The organism is Alphaproteobacteria bacterium (assembly GCA_019746225.1).
In the GTDB taxonomy this organism is placed as follows: domain Bacteria; phylum Pseudomonadota; class Alphaproteobacteria; order Paracaedibacterales; family VGCI01; genus VGCI01.
On the sequence record JAIESE010000026.1, the window covers coordinates 61,824 to 78,672 of the forward strand.

General features: G+C 45.0%; 16 protein-coding genes. 11 read left to right on the plus strand and 5 right to left on the minus strand.

What is annotated here, in order from left to right:
• The first annotated feature begins 166 nt into the window (after positions 1–166).
• From K2Y18_05020 to K2Y18_05040, 5 genes are all read left to right on the plus strand, one after another.
• The gene (locus K2Y18_05020) at positions 167–1,414 is read left to right on the plus strand and encodes an MFS transporter (GenBank protein ID MBX9805101.1); all 1,248 of its coding nucleotides are present in this window, start codon (positions 167–169) and stop codon (positions 1,412–1,414) included.
• Between the two features lie 328 nt (positions 1,415–1,742).
• On the plus strand, positions 1,743–4,256 hold the full coding sequence (locus K2Y18_05025) for a type II toxin-antitoxin system YoeB family toxin (GenBank protein ID MBX9805102.1): 2,514 nt from the start codon (positions 1,743–1,745) through the stop codon (positions 4,254–4,256).
• A gap of 199 nt (positions 4,257–4,455) precedes the next feature.
• Positions 4,456–4,881 carry an SRPBCC family protein gene (locus tag K2Y18_05030; GenBank protein MBX9805103.1) on the plus strand — a complete coding sequence of 142 codons (426 nt, stop codon included), beginning with the start codon at positions 4,456–4,458 and terminating at the stop codon, positions 4,879–4,881.
• Between the two features lie 11 nt (positions 4,882–4,892).
• Positions 4,893–5,348, plus strand: coding sequence for a MarR family winged helix-turn-helix transcriptional regulator (locus K2Y18_05035; protein ID MBX9805104.1), 456 nt, complete (start codon positions 4,893–4,895; stop codon positions 5,346–5,348).
• Positions 5,349–5,418: 70 nt separating this feature from the next.
• A complete protein-coding gene (locus K2Y18_05040; GenBank protein ID MBX9805105.1) occupies positions 5,419–6,048 on the plus strand; it encodes a hypothetical protein in 630 nt (209 codons plus the stop codon).
• A gap of 24 nt (positions 6,049–6,072) precedes the next feature.
• Here the strand turns inward: K2Y18_05040 and K2Y18_05045 are convergent, their stop codons facing one another.
• Positions 6,073–7,620, minus strand: a complete 1,548-nt coding sequence (locus K2Y18_05045; protein MBX9805106.1) for a SulP family inorganic anion transporter — start codon at positions 7,618–7,620, stop codon at positions 6,073–6,075.
• 193 nt (positions 7,621–7,813) lie between these two features.
• Between K2Y18_05045 and K2Y18_05050 the strand changes: the two genes are divergently transcribed.
• Positions 7,814–8,557: a hypothetical protein gene (locus K2Y18_05050; GenBank protein MBX9805107.1), complete on the plus strand. Its 744-nt coding sequence runs from the start codon at positions 7,814–7,816 to the stop codon at positions 8,555–8,557.
• Here K2Y18_05050 and K2Y18_05055 read toward each other — a convergent pair.
• Positions 8,547–8,786, minus strand: coding sequence for a ribbon-helix-helix domain-containing protein (locus K2Y18_05055; protein ID MBX9805108.1), 240 nt, complete (start codon positions 8,784–8,786; stop codon positions 8,547–8,549). The genes K2Y18_05050 and K2Y18_05055 overlap by 11 nt on opposite strands.
• 116 nt (positions 8,787–8,902) lie before the next feature.
• Entirely contained in the window at positions 8,903–10,054 is a 1,152-nt protein-coding gene (locus K2Y18_05060) for a DUF1849 family protein (GenBank protein ID MBX9805109.1), read from the minus strand.
• Positions 10,055–10,268: 214 nt separating this feature from the next.
• Here K2Y18_05060 and K2Y18_05065 point away from each other — a divergent pair, with 214 nt between their 5' ends.
• From K2Y18_05065 to prfA, 5 genes are all read left to right on the plus strand, one after another.
• Positions 10,269–11,762 (plus strand): leucyl aminopeptidase, encoded by a 1,494-nt coding sequence (locus tag K2Y18_05065; GenBank protein ID MBX9805110.1) that lies wholly within the window; start codon positions 10,269–10,271, stop codon positions 11,760–11,762.
• The gene (locus tag K2Y18_05070) at positions 11,752–12,219 is read left to right on the plus strand and encodes a DNA polymerase III subunit chi (GenBank protein ID MBX9805111.1); all 468 of its coding nucleotides are present in this window, start codon (positions 11,752–11,754) and stop codon (positions 12,217–12,219) included. Before K2Y18_05065 ends, K2Y18_05070 begins: the two co-directional genes overlap by 11 nt.
• A 95-nt stretch (positions 12,220–12,314) precedes the next feature.
• Entirely contained in the window at positions 12,315–13,055 is a 741-nt protein-coding gene (locus tag K2Y18_05075; GenBank protein ID MBX9805112.1) for a hypothetical protein, read from the plus strand.
• Between the two features lie 69 nt (positions 13,056–13,124).
• Entirely contained in the window at positions 13,125–14,384 is a 1,260-nt protein-coding gene (gene hisS, locus K2Y18_05080) for a histidine--tRNA ligase (protein ID MBX9805113.1), read from the plus strand.
• A gap of 18 nt (positions 14,385–14,402) precedes the next feature.
• Positions 14,403–15,485, plus strand: a complete 1,083-nt coding sequence (prfA, locus tag K2Y18_05085) for a peptide chain release factor 1 (GenBank protein MBX9805114.1) — start codon at positions 14,403–14,405, stop codon at positions 15,483–15,485.
• 5 nt (positions 15,486–15,490) lie between these two features.
• On the opposite strand, the gene K2Y18_05090 is transcribed toward prfA, so the two are convergent.
• Both K2Y18_05090 and K2Y18_05095 read right to left on the minus strand, forming a co-directional pair.
• Positions 15,491–15,934: a hypothetical protein gene (locus tag K2Y18_05090; protein MBX9805115.1), complete on the minus strand. Its 444-nt coding sequence runs from the start codon at positions 15,932–15,934 to the stop codon at positions 15,491–15,493.
• Between the two features lie 131 nt (positions 15,935–16,065).
• Positions 16,066–16,791, minus strand: coding sequence for an outer membrane beta-barrel protein (locus K2Y18_05095; GenBank protein MBX9805116.1), 726 nt, complete (start codon positions 16,789–16,791; stop codon positions 16,066–16,068).
• Between the last annotated feature and the right edge of the window lie 58 nt (positions 16,792–16,849).

The window sequence follows — 16,849 nt, forward strand, 5'->3', positions numbered from 1 at the left end:
TGATTATGAAGCTACAACAAAAAGAATGAAGATAGCTCCTGTTGAATAAAACTCAAAATAGCCTTCTACCAACCCCATAAATTGTAGGTTGAAGTCACCCATTTTCTTATTTATAAATAAATTATGAACTTAAAACGACCTGGCCCTTTAACTCTAAAGGTATCTCATGTTCGACAAACCTCTTTTCACAAAACTTTCCGAAAAAACCACTGACATCGCCCTTCTTCTCCTGGTCACGTTGATGTATATCGCCACATGTGCAGAAGCGGATATGTACGTCCCTGCTTTTCCCCAAATGATTCAATATTTTGGTGTGGAGGAAAATCAGATCCAACTGATTTTGAGCCTCAACTTTGCGGGTCTCTGTCTTGCCGGCATTGTCACGGGCCCCCTATCCGATAGTTATGGGCGTCGGAAAGTCCTGCTTGGCGGATTGTTTCTCTTTCTGGTAAGCAGTGTGGGATGTGTGTATACCAGCGATTTTAATATGATGCTCGGGATGCGGCTCATCCAAGGAGTCGCCGCCTCTGTCCCTACGGTGATTGGTGCCGCCACATTTCTTGATAAGTATTCTGCCCAAAAAGCGGGTCAAATACTCGGTTTAATGAATGGAGTCATTTCCGCTTCCATGGCAGGCGCTCCCATCGTGGGTGCTTGGTTAAGCCAGGTCTATAGCTGGCGCGCCAATTTCGTTGCCATCCTCGCTCTTGCCACCCTTTCGTTCATCGGAACATGGCTCTTTATTGAGGAAACGCTCCCTGTCGAGAAGCGCAAGCCCTTGAACATGATATCCGTCTTTAAGGATTATGCAAAACTCTCAAAGAGCCTTGAATTTATGGGATATTCTTTAATTGTTTGGTTCCCGTTTTCTGCCATCGTTGTCTATATCGCCAACATCTCCATCATCTTCGTTAATCATATGGACATGAGTCTCGAGTTGTTCAGCCTCTATCAAGCCTCCACCATGGGGACATTTATTGTGTTTTCGTTATTGTCGATGAAACTGATTGGGAAAATGGGGCTCGATTATACGAAAAACTTAGGCAGCTTTTTCACCCTCATCGGGGCTGCCGGTCTCTTTTGGACCTGCCAAGTGGATATGGACAATGCCAATATGATCTGCTTTTTCATGGCCTTCATTGCAGCGGGTGGCGCCATGATGGCGGGCACCTTCGGCATGAAAGTTGTCTCAATCTTCCCAGATATTTATGGCACCTCCATGGCCATGACGACGGCCATAAGGCAGTTCTTGGCGGGTGGACTCGTCATTCTATCTGAAGTCATGTTTGATGGAACAATCGTCCCCGTTGCCACAATCATCTTTGGGTATGCCATCGTTGCAGCTTTATGTTTCCTGATCTTGTGCTCGAAATCCTCAAACGCTTGGATCGCACAAGCTCCTCCGGCTTCATAAACCGCTCCCTCCTAACACTCAATTCCCCTCGAGTCCTTATGGTGTCATCCCCGCGAAGGCGGCGATCCAGTCACTCTAAGATTTCTAAGATACTATAACGTTAAATATTGGTAAAAACTGGATTCCCGCCTTCGCGGGGATGACACGGCGAGGGTATTGGGATGACACAGGCAAGAGCAAAGGATCTCAAGCCTGGCAAACCGACCGAGCCTTTGAAGGAAAAAGTATTCAAAAGTCAATAAAGGCCTTGTATTGGACCCCTTAATTCCGATATATAATATACAATCCTATTATTGAAAATTTCATTTACCACAACTTTAGAGATTACATGATGAGAAAAATTGGGACCCTATTCAGCATTTTTTTTATGGGTATAAGCGTCGCGGGACTTTGTGTGGATGGGCTGCCGAGGGCAAATGAAGGCGATGGAAAAAAACAGACCGCCTCTTCACCGAAAGACTATTTAACATTCTCAGCGCAACAAGTATGCACCGTTGCGGCGGTTTTTCCTCCTCAAACGGACGAACATGAGAAGAAAATAGTAGAGGATTTTAAAGGCGCTCAGGCCTGTTTGAGAGAAGCATCAGATGATCGTCAGAAATTAAGCGCCTATCAATTATTGCGCGACCTTGCCGTATCTGGACATATCCCGAGTGTGTTGGTGTTAGGCGATATTTGTAGCCGAAGGAAAGAGGACATAGATGCCTTAAAATGGTATGTTCATGCTTTCCATCTTCAGTGGTTTAGGACAGGAGAGTGGGAGGAAACAGCCCAAGATAAATTGACGAAGGTATGGTTGAGTAAATTTAAAAAGAAAGCATCTGTTCAAATAAGCAATTTTAAAGCTGTATTTCAAAAAAAACCACTTAGCCAGTTGAAAATGGACAGCTTAAGCCAGTTTTTTTCAATAATCTACAGTTCTTATGTCCAAAATGGTATTGTTATTGAACCCTTTTGCCAACCAGAGGAAACTCTCCATAAACAAAAGTGGATTTTAGATGTGCGTGATAAACATCGTCGAAATCTGGTTTGTGTTCAGTTAGGCAGCGATCTCATGGAAAAGGCAGATTACCCAGGGGCCATTAAAGCATTTATGCAAGCCAGTAGCCCGGTCGCTTTTTGTTGTCTTGGTATCTTGTATAACAAGAATTTGGGCGAGCACGAAAAAGCAGCTTATTATTTTGAAAAGTCAGGCATTCCTGCTGCGGTCCACGGGTTAGCGAGGCTCTATTTCGATGGACATATAGGTGCAACAGAGGGCGTCCCTGATTATAAGCGGGTAGCTGAATTATGTGAAAGCTCAATATCACGACACGCAGAATTTACATATCCCTCTACATACGATATTCTCGCCTTCCTCTACCTAAAGGGATTTTATGGCGCTGTTAAGCGCAAACCGAACTTCAAACGTGCCATCGAACTTTATTCTCACTCACGAACTGCTGAATCATTTGATAATCTTGGTTTACTTTATTCCCAGGGGCGTCATGACGTTAAACAGGGAAAGCCTGATTATGTCAGCGCGGCTAAGTATTTTGAAATAGCAGGGGTGAGGGGTGCTAATAATCTCGGTTGTCTTTATTACCGAGGACGAATAGGCCGTCTTGAAAATAGGCAGCCAGATTTTGTAAAGGCAGCTCAGTGCTTTGAACTATCAAATTGTTCAAAATCTTTTCTGAGTCTTGGAAATCTTTATTATTATGGCTTGTATGGTGCCATCCACGGAACCCCCGCCTACGATAAGGCCCTTGAATACTATAGGAAATCTGATGTCCCAGAGGCTCGGCTTTATGCGGGTATTATCCACCTGAACGACACTCATCTTTGTCAGGCATTGTATAATCAGCCCCATAATTTCGAGATAGCTTGGAAAGAGTTTGATTCTTGCACTCTTTTGATTGCAAAAGCCTATCAGCTTTATATGATGAAGGAGCATCAGGAGTCGTTAAGAGAATTTTTATCTCAAGATGTGCTTGATACAACTCAGAAAACGATCGTTGCATTGATTGAGGCAGAGATAAAGAAGTTCAAAGCAAAGTCAAGAGAGCAAGAATTCTATCGTGGTATGCTCGCCTATGGGAATGAAAATTATGATGATGCCTATATGTATCTCTCAAATGCAACGTTCCGTGATGTTTGGGGAGCTCATTTCTTCATGCAAATAGCGATGTACCATAAAAAGCGCATCGAACTTGAACTCGCACCCCTTGCAGGCTCTGATGTTGAGGAAGAAGAGGATGATGATTCACTCGAATTCCTTGAAAGTGTAATCGAGGCCTCTCTTAATAAGAGTTCACCCCCTTCAGCTGCTGTTGAAAAAATGAAGCTTGTGGAAGTAGTTCCAGTTTCACCTGTTAATATTAAGTCATCACTTGGCGATAAGCATAATGTGGAAAGGGCGCCCCTGGAACTCCTCCCAGAGCGCCTTCTGCAATACAAGCCCGAAATCAAGAAAAGAACACCTCTGGAAAAACTCCGGGCACAACTTCTCCGGATCAATAAAATGAGCCTTCGATCTTTTGAGACAGATATTGATCCTGATCGCGCAGAAACAGAAGAAGAACCCGCTCGCTTAGAAATCAAGTTTCTTTCCCCTGCAGTCGAAAAAGCTTTTGAAAGATTAAAAGAAAGCAAAAAAATGAGAGAGCTTCTGGACGACATTCAAATGAGGCCCTATGCTCTTGAAGGAGCCGGACAGCCGGAGATTTTAAAGGGTAAATTTTTGAAAAAATATAGAGGCTGTTATTCCCGACGGATTAATGATGAAGATCGCCTGGTCTACAGAGTCACAGGACGCGCTGAGATCTTCATTTTTTCTTGTGAAGGCCACTATGATGATTAATGGCCCCCTGTGGGAGAGGTAAAATACAACAATGACTTCATTTATTTAAGTTATTACCAATTTTTTAAACCCCTCGGCTGACACAACCGGGGATTTTTGATCATGATGACATTCTTAAAAAATATTTTTTCTATTGACACCTCACAAATTAATTAGTAAAAATGTTTACAATATATGTCTTTACTAATTGGAGGCGCTCATGTTTCAACACACTTACAGCAAAACTTTTAAGAAGATTACCCCTGAAATGGTCTGGAAAGTCTGGTCAGACATCAACACCTGGACCACCTGGAATCCGGGCACAGACCTTTGCAAGATGGACCAGCCCTTTGAGGTTGGCAATTATTTTACGCTCAAACCCTCAGGCGCACCCCCTGTTAAAATACAGTTGGTGGAGGTAGAGGAAAATTATCTCTTCACCGATTGCACACGCTTTCCTGGCGCCAAGATGTATGGTAAACATGAAGTAATTGAAACGCCTGAAGGTGTTCAACTCACCACAACATTAACCATTACGGGCCCTCTCGGATATTTGTGGCGTAAGATCGTTGGCGAGAAAATTGTCGCCAAGACGCCAGAACAAACGGAGGCGTTGGTTGCCAGAGCCAGAAAGCTTGGAAAATGAATACCTAAGGAATGATGAAGCAAGACTCCCCTTTTGGATTTGAGCATGCTGAAGACAGCCCCGGTTTTTTGCTGTGGCAAACGACAGTGACTTGGCAACGGTGCATCAAACACGCTCTAGAACCTTATAACATTTCTCATACCCACCATGTGATTATGGCGATTCTCCTCTGGTTTGAAGAACACGATTATGAGTCAACCCAAGTCCTTATATCCAAATGGTCAAAACTCGACAAAATGACCGTCTCAAGTTCATTAAAAAAGCTGAGCACTTTAGGATTGATAAAAAGAGTTGAACACGAAACCGATACGCGCGCCAAGACTGTATCCCTCACGTCAAAGGGAAAGAAACTCATCCAAAAACTTGTCCCTCTTGTAGAAGCCGTCGATGCCCAGTTTTTTAAGGTGCTTGAGGATAAGGATGAGAAAGCCCTCACCCGAATTTTGAACAAACTGACCCATGAATAGACCCGAAAAAACAAATATCCTTTGGTTGAGGTTTCTGATATAAATCGGGGAACCAATTTTGGAGGAAAAAATGAAGAAGACTTTATTTAAATTGATTCTCGTCCTTTCGTGGTTTTTCTATTGCCCCCATGGCCAAGCTATGCAAGAGGCTGTTCCAGATCAGCAAGAGTCAGCTCCCATTACAACGCGCCTCCTATCACCTAAAGAAGATCAAGAAACAGTTAAACTTGTCGTCGATAAAATGGTAGATTCCTTTCTCGAGGCCTATAGAGATATACCAATAGAAGACCTTAGGATTAGCTTACAATACCCCAACAAAAGAACATGGTTAGAAGATACCTTTATTGGAGAGTTGAAAAGCTTTTTACTGCAAAAGACCCCTATACACTGGATGATTGCAACAAGAGAGGGTCAGATCGTCGGGGCTGTAATTTTCGAACCCTATACACAACAAAGAATCCACTGCCGACAGATGGCCCAATTCACGCAAGAGGGGCGCCAGAAAATTGGGACCCATCTCGCAGCGGATTTGCGGAAATTTGTGGCGAAGCAGTACCCGCAATCAACATCGGCCATTGCCAACGTTCGACTCTTAAATAAGGTGGGCATTGCTTTCATCCAGAGCCTTGGTTTTAAAAGGGCGGAGGATCCTTTCGATGGATATCCGAAAGTGTCCTATGATGGTTGGATACTGGACTGACCTTAAAAAATAACTTCCTGGACCCTAACGCTTTTGCCTTGGGGAAAAGGGATCATCTGTAACGGAAATAAGCTCTGGATTCTCTTCAATCGTAATTTTGCGACGATCCTGACCAAAGGCGTGGATCTTTTTCATCACCGTATGATCAATGTACGTTACCCCCTTCAGACTCACCACAATATTTTTGCTTTCAAGCTTTTCAATGATGTTCTTTAGTTTTAAATATCCAACAAAAGTCAAAGCTCCATCAATATGGACCACTGTTCGATCTTTTTTTTCATCAAAGGTAATCATCGGTGAAAAGAGGCTCCGAAAGGGATGACCGCGCAGGCGGTGGATTAGAAGTTCCAAGAGAACTCCAACTGTCACACCAATGAGGAGATCTGTTGTAATGGTCAAAACAAAGGTTGTAACAAAGACGAAAAGCTGATCATGACCCACTTGATAAGCGTTCACAAATCCCTGAGGTGACGCCAACCTCAAACCCACAAAAATGAGAAGCGCTGCCAGGGCTGATAGGGGAATCAAATTGATAATTTTTGGAAAGAAAATCACCGCGAGAAGCATAAACAAGCCATGGAAGAAATTTGCTTTCACGGATGTTGCCCCATAGTCAATGTTGGCTTTGCTGCGCACAATCTCCGATATCATGGGCAAACCCCCAATCAATGCGCTGGCCAAATTTGCGATTCCCACCGACCGTAGATCCTTGTTCAGATCCGACGGCTCTCGGTCCTTCACCAGGGAATCAACACCACAAACCGTCAGCAATGACTCGATAGATCCAACAAGGGCAAACATCAGAATATATTTCAAACTAATCGGGCTAAAGACTTTTGAAAAATCCGGAAATTGAATAGCATCAAAGAAATTCAAGGGCAAATTGATGTGAAACTTCGTCCCCATCTCATAGCTGTTCCCCAAAAATGTGTAAGTGTGATCATCACTTAAATTAAAGTAAACAGACAAGGAAATGACACAGAGTAGAATAATGATGGAAGCAGGAATAAACGAAAGTGCCTTAATCTTCGGCCAAAGAGTGACAATCGCAAACGCAAGGGCGCCTATCCCAAAAACAATGGGATTGAGATTGATCATTTGCCCCGGTAATTGGAGAAGAAGATGAACAGGTTCGGACACGTTAGGACTTATCCCCGCCAAAACATAGGACTGCTTTGAGATGATAATAACGCCAATGGCCGCTAACATCCCGTGAATGACCGCAGGCGGCATAATTTCCGCAACAACGGCTTTCCTCGTTAAAGCAATAATAATTTGAATAATGGCAGCAACAACGCCAACCGCAAGGGTCAATTTATAGCCAACAACCATATCCCCTTGACCAAGTTCTTGAACGGCGCCCAGCACAATCACAATTAATCCCGCAGCAGGGCCTTTAATCGTCAAGCTTGCACTGCCTGTAAGGGAGGCAAGAAGTCCGCCGATAATGGCGGTGAAAATGCCTGCAATCGGGGGGAAATTGCTGGCCAGTGCAATGCCCAAACATAAGGGTAGCGCAAGAAGAAATACACTAAACCCTGCAATAATATCTGCTTTCAGCCCTTTCAACATATGACTTTCCTTTTCTTCAGTTCCATTCTTTGCCCCAAGAGTAGCGAAAATTCAAATTGATGGGTATCGCAAAATTACACTCCTCACAAAATATTAGCACATCCATCTCTTTAAAGTTGACTTGCCTTTAAAGTTGAGTTTATTTAAGAAAGAGCCTAAATTTAGCTAAAATAAAATGAGAGGAATGCCTTTCATGACACACTTTTTTCAAAGCCATTTTTCTTTTAGACAACTTTGTATTTTGGCTTGCTCCTTCTTTTTTCTCTCATCACTCGGATCCTTTGGTTCAGAAAAAGAAATGTGCAACGATGATGAAGTGGGCCCTTCGAAAAAAGCACTTAATACTAAGGAATTGGATGAAGAGATGCCCGTCAGCAAAGAGGTACCTTCTACAAGAGTTCGTGGTTTTTCTTTCCCTGGTGATTCCCAACTTAGAAAATCACCCAATCGCAAAACCTCTCTTCCAACACCCTCTGTTAGAAAAGTCATTCTGATTATCGAAGACGACCTTGTCATCCAAAGAGTATTTCAAAGTCTTTTTTTACGCATTCGACAGGACTCCAGTGAGTATGAACTTATGTTTACGGATACCGGTGAGTATGGACTCTTTCTCTATGCAGTGCACACGCCAGTTCTCACTTTTATTGATGGCGAGCTCCTTGGCTTAATATCTGGAGATGAAGTTGTCACGGAAATCTATAAATTAGAAAAGATAATTGCTAATATGAGAAAAGGGAAACCCGGTGTAGATCTTGACCCGCTCCTTATTACCCCAATTAACCCTTCCGTTCTCGTTGCTTTCTCAAATAAAGAGGAACTCAATGATCGTATGATGGAATTGGGAGCCCATTATAAAATAACGAAACCATTAAAATATAACGTACTTCAAGATACACTGACAAAAGTTCTGCCCCCCATTGAATCACCTACAGAGTAGGTGACTCTTGCTTGAGGCGGCCTAAAATGTACACTCGAATCGCACTGGAAAGGTTCCGATGGTCGGAAGGCCCAAGGCTCTGGTCAATTTGACGGATAAGGGCAGCGATGGACAACTGATCTCTGACCGCAATTTCTCGCAACGCTTCCCAAAATTCTGGCTCCAGAGAAACGCTTGTTGCGTGCCCTGCGATGACAACGGATCGTTTGATAATGTGAGCTTGGGACAAAATAAATTAATTCCTGTATTCAACATGAAAGAGTTTATAAGACTATAAAGAACGTCAGTGCGAGCGAAGTCTGTTGTTGCTCAGGAAAGAAACGCTCAACCTTAACCCCAGCCCTCTTAAGAAAACACCTCAACTTGATTTAAAACGGCTTTTACCTTAAAAGTGCCATAATCCAGAGTCATATCTCGAATGACCCCATGGTCAAGAACATGTTGGCAGATTTCATAATCCGCCTCAGGTCCATTACTATCAACGGCATAAATGGCCATCCGCATAGGCCATACTTTTCTGGATTGAAGTAAATCCTTATTCGTAAGAGCGAGCTTAGGCTCCGTGCCGGCCCCTAGAAATGTATCAACAAGGACGGGTTCATGCGTTTCGCTGGAACCATCAAACACGATATTGGAGACAACTTTCTGCCCTCTAAAGGCCGCTTCAAGCATATAGATTAAGTGTTGGGTGGGAAAGATCGTCCCAATAGGCAATTGGATGGAAGACTCGTCTGGCTCTTGGTAGGTCACAATCCCTGCGCCCCCCTTGCTGGCCAGAATGGCTTCTCCACTGATCGTATCTTCCTGGTCCCCTCTCACTGTTCGCGCATTAAAATTATATTTCAAACCATCAAGAGACTCGTAAGTCGCCAAAGTTGTGATAACCTGCTCGGCCGTTTCGTCTTTATAATAAATATGCAAAGTTGATTTTTGCTCAATCGACCATCCGTCCCCGACTTTGGCTAATTGAATCGTCATTTGACCCTTTGCCTCAGCTATATCTTGATCATAGTAATTTTTATCAAGGGTAATGCTATAGGTTGCTCGATGTGGCAGCAATTCAACAGTTGGCACGCATGGTTTTTGTAGGGGAGCAGACGCTGTTGCCAGAGGAGGATTAGGAACTTGTGGAGGCAATCCAGGCGCAGAAACTGGGGTAAGAACTGAAGGAGGAGCAGTGGGTGCCGTCTCAAGAGCAAGAGCTGCAGCTGGCGTTATCCCGGAAGTTAAGCTTGCAAGGGGGGACACTTTATTCTCTGGGGTATCCCCTGGGTTCTCCTTTGGGTTATCCAAAGATTTGACATCCCTCTCTTTTGGTCTTCCTGGCGCTAGAACATCGTTCTTCACGACAACAAAGTTATCAACTTCTGGTGTTTTTGAAAACTCAGATTCCTGTGATTGAGAGACATTAGGCCGACTTGAGGGAGGCAGCTGTTCTGCATTCCCAACACCATAGAGAAAAATAAAAAAAAGAACTGAGAGAGCTCTTTGAAACATAGACAATCAAGTCCTAAACAATTTAGTGTGACATCCTTGCTCTTTATAATGCCTAAAATAATAGAAATTGAAAGGTTTTTTTACACTCATCCGATTTAATATATCTCACCTGTTATCACAATATCACAATTATTTCTTGTTCCCTCCATCTTGCGAATCAGGATAGAATCAGATAGGTGTTGTATGATGGCTATTTTATCGATGAGGGAATAACATGAAATTTGATTTTCTAGACCGTGGCATTCCAGCTGAAGGAACCCTGATTCTTGGACTCTTTGAAGAAAAGAAATTGGAAGGCATTGCAGCGGAAGTTGACAAAAAGTCGGGTGGATCCATATCTCGTGCCATCGCCACCAAAGACTTTAAGGGGAAAAAGGATGACGCCTTTCGTCTGATCGCCCCTGCTGGAGTGAAGATCAGCGAAATTATCGTGTTCGGCCTTGGAAAAGAGAAAGACCTAACGCAACTCGGTCTTGAAGAATTGGGGGGCAGAATCATTCCTGTTCTTGAAAAATGTAAAGATAAAACGGCAACAATTCAATTACCCCCCCTCAAAATAAAAGGAATAGATGAGGACACAGCAACCGCTCATGTAGCCTATGGCGCTCTCCTTCGCACTTGGAAATTTGACAAATACCAAACGAAGAAGAAGGATGCCAATAAGGTTCATTTGAAGACGCTTGCCTTTATGACGAAGTCACCGAAGGCAGCAAAAAAGGCATTTGAGCCTCTGAACCAAGTTGCCGAAGGTGTTTTCTTGACACGACATGTGGTCTCTGAGCCACCGAATGTCATTTACCCAGAAAGCCTTGCAAAAATTGCCAAAGAACTCAAAACCCATGGCGTCGGCGTCGAGCTTTTAAACGAAGCTCAAATGAAGAAGCTTGGCATGGGTGCCATTCTTGGCGTCGGTCAGGGAAGTATCCGCGATTCCTATATGGTGCTATTGACTTGGAAAGGGGGGCCCAAAAGTCAGGCTCCGTTGGCCATCGTTGGTAAGGGCGTCACCTTTGACACAGGCGGGATCTCCATCAAACCAGCCCAAAATATGGATGAAATGAAATATGACATGGCAGGGTCCGGCGTTGTTCTCGGATTGATGCGCGCCCTTGCGGGACGTAAAGCCAAAGTCAACGTTGTCGGCGTTATGGGGTTGGTCGAAAATATGCCATCCGGTTCTGCTCAACGTCCGGGAGATGTTGTCACAACCATGTCAGGACAGACCATTGAGGTTTTAAACACCGATGCAGAAGGTCGCTTAGTTTTAGCGGATGCCTTATGGTACACCCAAAATCGTTTTAAACCCCAAGCAATGGTAGACCTTGCAACGTTAACGGGGGCCATAGTTATTTGCCTTGGGAACGAACACGCAGGCCTCTTTTCCAACAACGATAAATTGGCCAAAGGCCTTGAAGAAGCCGGAATCACGACCGGTGAAAAGCTCTGGCGCCTCCCGTTAACAGAGGCCTATGACAAGGACATTGATTCAACAGTAGCGGACGTCCAAAACATTGGCTCCGGCCGTGGGGCTGGTAGTATAACTGCAGCACAGTTTTTACAAAGGTTCGTCAACAACGTGCCCTGGGCGCATCTTGACATTGCCGGAACTGCTTGGGACAAAAAGGGCCGCCCTTTAAGCGTCAAAGGCGCAACAGCATTTGGTGTGAGGCTTCTCAACAACTGGATCCAAACGAATTATGAAAAATGAGAAAGCAGAGGTAACCCTCTATCAGTTGACCACGCATCCTTTAGAAAAGGTTCTCCCCCGGATATTGGAGAAAGTTTATGATGGGGGCTTGCACGCCCTCGTCCTCACAGACACGCAAGAGCGCATGCAGGCTTTAAATGCCTCTCTTTGGACGTATTCTTCCTTAGCGTTTCTTCCCCATGGCATGGATGGAAACAAGCTTCATGATCCGGCGGACAATCCAATATGGCTCAGCCTTGATGCCGACAATAAAAACAACGCTACCATTCTGGTTTTGACTGCTGGAAAATCTGTTGAAGACTTATCCCCTTTCACCCGCTGCGTCGATATCTTTGATGGTAACGATCCAACTTCCCTCGCCGCAGGCCTTGAACGGTGTGACCACTACCGCAAACAAGGGCACCCCGTTGTTTATTGGAAACAATCTTTGAGTGGAAATTGGGACCAGGTTTCTTAAGAAATAATTTACAACTTCCCCCTTCCATCCCCCCTTGCAATCTTCTCAAAAGCTTCCCAGAATATCTGTATGGTTAATAAATTTGGGCGCTCACAATGAATCTTGTTTTTGCATTTTCTCTTCTATTATCACTCTTATGCCCCCCCACTTTTGCAGAACCGGCCGACCCCAAGGCTTATTTACAAATGATTTATGAGAATAAGGGGGGGTACCTCATCACCCGAGAAGAAGCTGAATCTATCCAAAGCGCCGGTGGTCATGCTCAATATGGCGAAATTACCTATGATAGTGCCGCCCATATTTTGGAAGATTTAAATCTTTCTCGCCAAGATGTTTTTTATGATCTTGGGTCTGGCGTCGGCAAACTGGTCCTGCAAGCCTACATGACAACACCTGTGAAGCGCAGTGTTGGCATTGAACTCTCCCCAACCCGGCACAAAATTGCAGAAACCACCCGCGCCCAAGCCGCAACAGATGATCATATCTCGAATACGCGTGAGCTTACATTCTTGAATCAAAATATCAACATCGCCAACCTGTCAGATGCCACCGTTTGTTTTGTATCCGGACTCACATTTCCTCCCCAGCTCATTCAAGGGGTGATGGATCGTTTGAGTGCTCTCGACCATCCCGTGAAAGTGATCAGCGTTCTCCCCTTACCTGAACATAAGCAATTCACCCTCATCAAAACCTATAACCTCCCCATGTCTTGGGCGCCGGAAGGTGTCGATATCTGTTTGTATTCAGTCACGCCTGCCTCCCAACTCGAAACGCCCGAAAAGACAAGGAAGGGGAAAAAATGGAGAAAAAGAAAGGCACAAGAAGAGGAGGAGTAATTAGATTTTCCTCTTTATTCCCGCCCCCAAAACCCGCTATGATCCTTGGTAACAGAAGGATTATCGGTCATGTCAGAAAAAAATAGCCAACCCGTCCGCGGCACCCATGATTTGCTGGGCGATGAGTATCGTAAACATCAATGGATTCAAGATGTTTCTTACGCTGTTGCCCAAAAATATGGCTATGAGCCCATCGCGACCCCTATATTTGAATATACGTCTGTCTTCAAACGCACCATAGGGGAAACCTCTGACATTGTTGGCAAGGAAATGTATACTTTTGATGACCGTGGTGGCGACAGCATTACGTTGCGCCCCGAAGGAACGGCAGGCGTTGTGCGGGCGGTTATTTCCAATAGTCTCACCCAATCCATGCCCTTGAAGCTGATCTATGATGGTCCTATGATGCGCTATGAGCGCCCTCAAAAGGGCCGTACGCGGCAGTTTCATCAAGTCGGCGTTGAATGTATCGGCATCGCGGATCCTCTTGTAGATGTGGAAACCATTGCTTTAGGGGCAGAGATTTTGGAGAAGCTCGAGGTCTTACATCGCTCCGTCTTAGAGATAAACACCTTAGGAGATATCCCCAGCAGAACCTCTTATCGGCAAGCTTTGGTTGATTATTTCACCCCGCACCACAGCCGTCTTTCTGCCGATAGCCAAGTGCGCTTGACCAAAAATCCGTTGCGTATCTTGGATTCCAAAGACCCTCAAGATCGGGAATTCATCAAAGACGCACCTGCATTTGATGCCTACCTCAATGATTTGTCTAAAGATGCTTTTAAGAAGGTCTGTGAAGGTCTTGAGAATTTGGGCATTCCCTATAAGAGGAACCCGCATTTGGTTCGAGGTCTAGATTATTACTGCCATACTGCCTTTGAGTTTGTCACCACGGACCTAGGTTCTCAAGGGGCACTCCTCGCTGGGGGGCGCTATGATGGCCTCGTCGCACAATTGGGTGGCCCCGAAACACCAGGTGTCGGATGGGCCATGGGTATTGACCGCATTGCTTTGATGCTCGAGAAAGCCCCCTCTCAACCTCGCCCCATCGCTGTTATTGCGGTCGGCGACGACGTGATGGCGCAGTCCTTCCAACTCGCTATGAATTTGCGGAAAGACGGCATCATAGTTGAATTCGCCTATTCCGGCAATGTGGGAAAGCGATTAAAGCGCGCTGACAAGGTCAATGCCTGCGCCGCTATTTTAATTGGGACAGATGAAATTGCCTCTTCCCAAGCAACCGTCCGTAATTTAGATACAGGTGAGCAGAATCTGGTAGCGTTTTCGGCCCTGAAAGACTATCTTATGAGTACTTTTAAACAACGATAATTATTAGGGTTTAGCTTTGTGTCTTTTTCTCAAAAATTAGAACGTCTTCTCCAACACCACAATGAGCTCCGTGATGCTCTGGCCACAAGCACGGTCAGCGATCCCCAAGAATTTGCAAGGCTCTCAAAGGAATATTCAGACCTTACCCCTGTGGCTGAGGCCATATCCCTTCTGAAAGACACGGAGCAAGAAATTGCGAATCTCGAGGCACTTTTGAGCGATCCCTCAACGGACAAAGAGATGAAAGACTTTGCCTCACAAGAACTTCAAGAACTAAAAACAAAACTGCCAGAGCTGGAACTCTCCATTAAGATTCGACTGCTTCCAAAAGATGAAGATGATGAACGCAACGTCATTTTAGAAGTGAGAGCCGGTACTGGCGGTGAAGAAGCAGCGCTCTTTGCCAATGCTCTTTTACGTATGTATCAGCGCTATGCGGCCGTCAAAGGGTGGAAATATGAAATCCTCGATATGAGTGAAACCGGCATTGGCGGCATTCGAGAAGCCTCCGCCTCCATTACTGGAAAGGGCGTTTACGCCCGCCTGAAGTATGAGTCTGGGGTTCACCGCGTTCAGCGCGTCCCTGAAACCGAAGCCAGCGGGCGCATTCACACCTCTGCCGCAACAGTCGCTGTTCTTCCCGAAGTTGAAGACGTGGATATTCACATAGATGATAAAGACCTCGTGATTGATGTCTATCGCGCTTCTGGTGCCGGCGGACAACACGTCAATACAACCGATAGCGCCGTTCGCATCACCCATACCCCTTCTGGCATTGTCGTTTGCCAACAAGATGAACGGTCACAGCATAAGAATAAGGCAAAAGCCATGAAGATTTTGCGCGCGCGGCTCTATGAGTCTGAGCGCATGAAAAAGGCGGCGGAACGCGCTGCCAGCCGGAAAAGCCAAGTAGGTTCAGGTGATCGGTCAGAGCGCATTCGTACCTACAACTTCCCTCAAGGGCGGGTCAGCGATCATCGTATCAACCTCACTCTTTACAAAATTCAACAATTCATGGAAGGCGAAGCTTTGGATGAAATGATTGATGCTCTCACCACAGAAGATCAAGCTGTTAAACTGGCTGAAGCGACGGAAGCTTAAAAAGGCTAACGCCCAAATTCCACGGGCATATGGGGAGTACCAACGGTTAGAAGGTGAGGCGTAATAGGTTCTTGCATAAAATGTGAATGATCTTCCTTAGGGTGATGAGCGCAAGGAGGGAGTTTCTTTTTTGCATTTTCTCCAGTTACAGCCGTCTCATCTTGAATGCCTCTGGCTACGCTTTGGGGCATCGAAACCATCGCCAAATCTTTGCGGGGACCTTTTATTTCGTTTCGTTTCAACTCAGGAGCCTTTACATCGACAATAACAGCTGTTTCTTCAAGCGTTGGAGCCACTTCCTCACCAACGCCTTGTCCCTTTTGCATCGATTCTTCTGATTCAACTTCGAGGGAGCCTTCCCAATCCCGAAGAGATGTTGCAGATGCTTCTTGGAATGAAGCAATCAATACTAACACAGCTAATCCTTGCAAAACTTTATATAAATGCATAATCCTTGTCCCCTTAACGTAAACGACTTCAAGGGTAGAATAGCCTCAATTTGTTAACAATTCGTTGAGAGGGTAAGATTTTCAGTAAAAAAAGGCCCAAATGGGCCTTTTTTCATGTATACGATTTGATATTAGTACCGATATCCAGCGCCGATGAGAAATGTATTTGTTGGGGTTCGGAAATCAGCAACCAAACCATTGTTAAATATATATCGGGAAGAGGTTCCATAGTTGTGAGTGTACTCCGCCCTTACAAATACATTGTTGGTGAGGGCGTAGTCAATTCCGCCCCCAAGGATAAACCCATTGCGGCCTAAGGTAATGTCTTTTCCACCAAATGTCGCGTTGTTACCACTGCTATTCTTGAGTTTAACATCGGAGCGGCCCTCAAAACCAAACTTTAGATAGGGCAAAATACTCTCATAGGCATACCCTAAACGCCCAGCAATGCTCGACGTTATGTTGGATTTTGAGTGGAATCTCCAGGTATAAGCCGCGCCCGAACCAGCGCTTTTGCTGTTGAAACGGGAACCATCATAGCCAAATCCGACTTCAGCACCAAGGTACAAACCACCCCACAAGAGGGCACCATAGCCCAAAAGTCCATTAACACCAGGCCCTTTGGAGGAAGCCCGGAGAGTGCCATTAGTATAGGTGACCTTGTTATTGATATTCCCCTCAGAATAAGTGATGCCAAAACCAATATATAACCCGTTAAAAGCTGGGCTTGGGCCTGATGCCGAAGCAGAACTTGGGGCTGATGTTGGATCTGAAGCCGAAGTTGGACTTGAGGCTGATGCGATGGTGCCGCCAACCATTGCGGCTGAGCAGAATGCACTTATTAGAAATTTTTTCACGGTTTATCCCTGTTTATTTGTTTTAATACCACTGGAACTTTAAGCGCATTTTAGCCCA

Coding starts and splice junctions, on each gene's coding strand:
- K2Y18_05020 (MBX9805101.1), top strand. CDS start 167: ATGTTCGACAAACCTCTTTTCACAAAACTTTCCGAAAAAACCACTGAC.
- K2Y18_05025 (MBX9805102.1), top strand. CDS start 1,743: ATGATGAGAAAAATTGGGACCCTATTCAGCATTTTTTTTATGGGTATA.
- K2Y18_05030 (MBX9805103.1), top strand. CDS start 4,456: ATGTTTCAACACACTTACAGCAAAACTTTTAAGAAGATTACCCCTGAA.
- K2Y18_05035 (MBX9805104.1), top strand. CDS start 4,893: ATGATGAAGCAAGACTCCCCTTTTGGATTTGAGCATGCTGAAGACAGC.
- K2Y18_05040 (MBX9805105.1), top strand. CDS start 5,419: ATGAAGAAGACTTTATTTAAATTGATTCTCGTCCTTTCGTGGTTTTTC.
- K2Y18_05045 (MBX9805106.1), bottom strand. CDS start 7,620: ATGTTGAAAGGGCTGAAAGCAGATATTATTGCAGGGTTTAGTGTATTT.
- K2Y18_05050 (MBX9805107.1), top strand. CDS start 7,814: ATGACACACTTTTTTCAAAGCCATTTTTCTTTTAGACAACTTTGTATT.
- K2Y18_05060 (MBX9805109.1), bottom strand. CDS start 10,054: ATGTTTCAAAGAGCTCTCTCAGTTCTTTTTTTTATTTTTCTCTATGGT.
- K2Y18_05065 (MBX9805110.1), top strand. CDS start 10,269: ATGAAATTTGATTTTCTAGACCGTGGCATTCCAGCTGAAGGAACCCTG.
- K2Y18_05070 (MBX9805111.1), top strand. CDS start 11,752: ATGAAAAATGAGAAAGCAGAGGTAACCCTCTATCAGTTGACCACGCAT.
- K2Y18_05075 (MBX9805112.1), top strand. CDS start 12,315: ATGAATCTTGTTTTTGCATTTTCTCTTCTATTATCACTCTTATGCCCC.
- hisS (MBX9805113.1), top strand. CDS start 13,125: ATGTCAGAAAAAAATAGCCAACCCGTCCGCGGCACCCATGATTTGCTG.
- K2Y18_05090 (MBX9805115.1), bottom strand. CDS start 15,934: ATGCATTTATATAAAGTTTTGCAAGGATTAGCTGTGTTAGTATTGATT.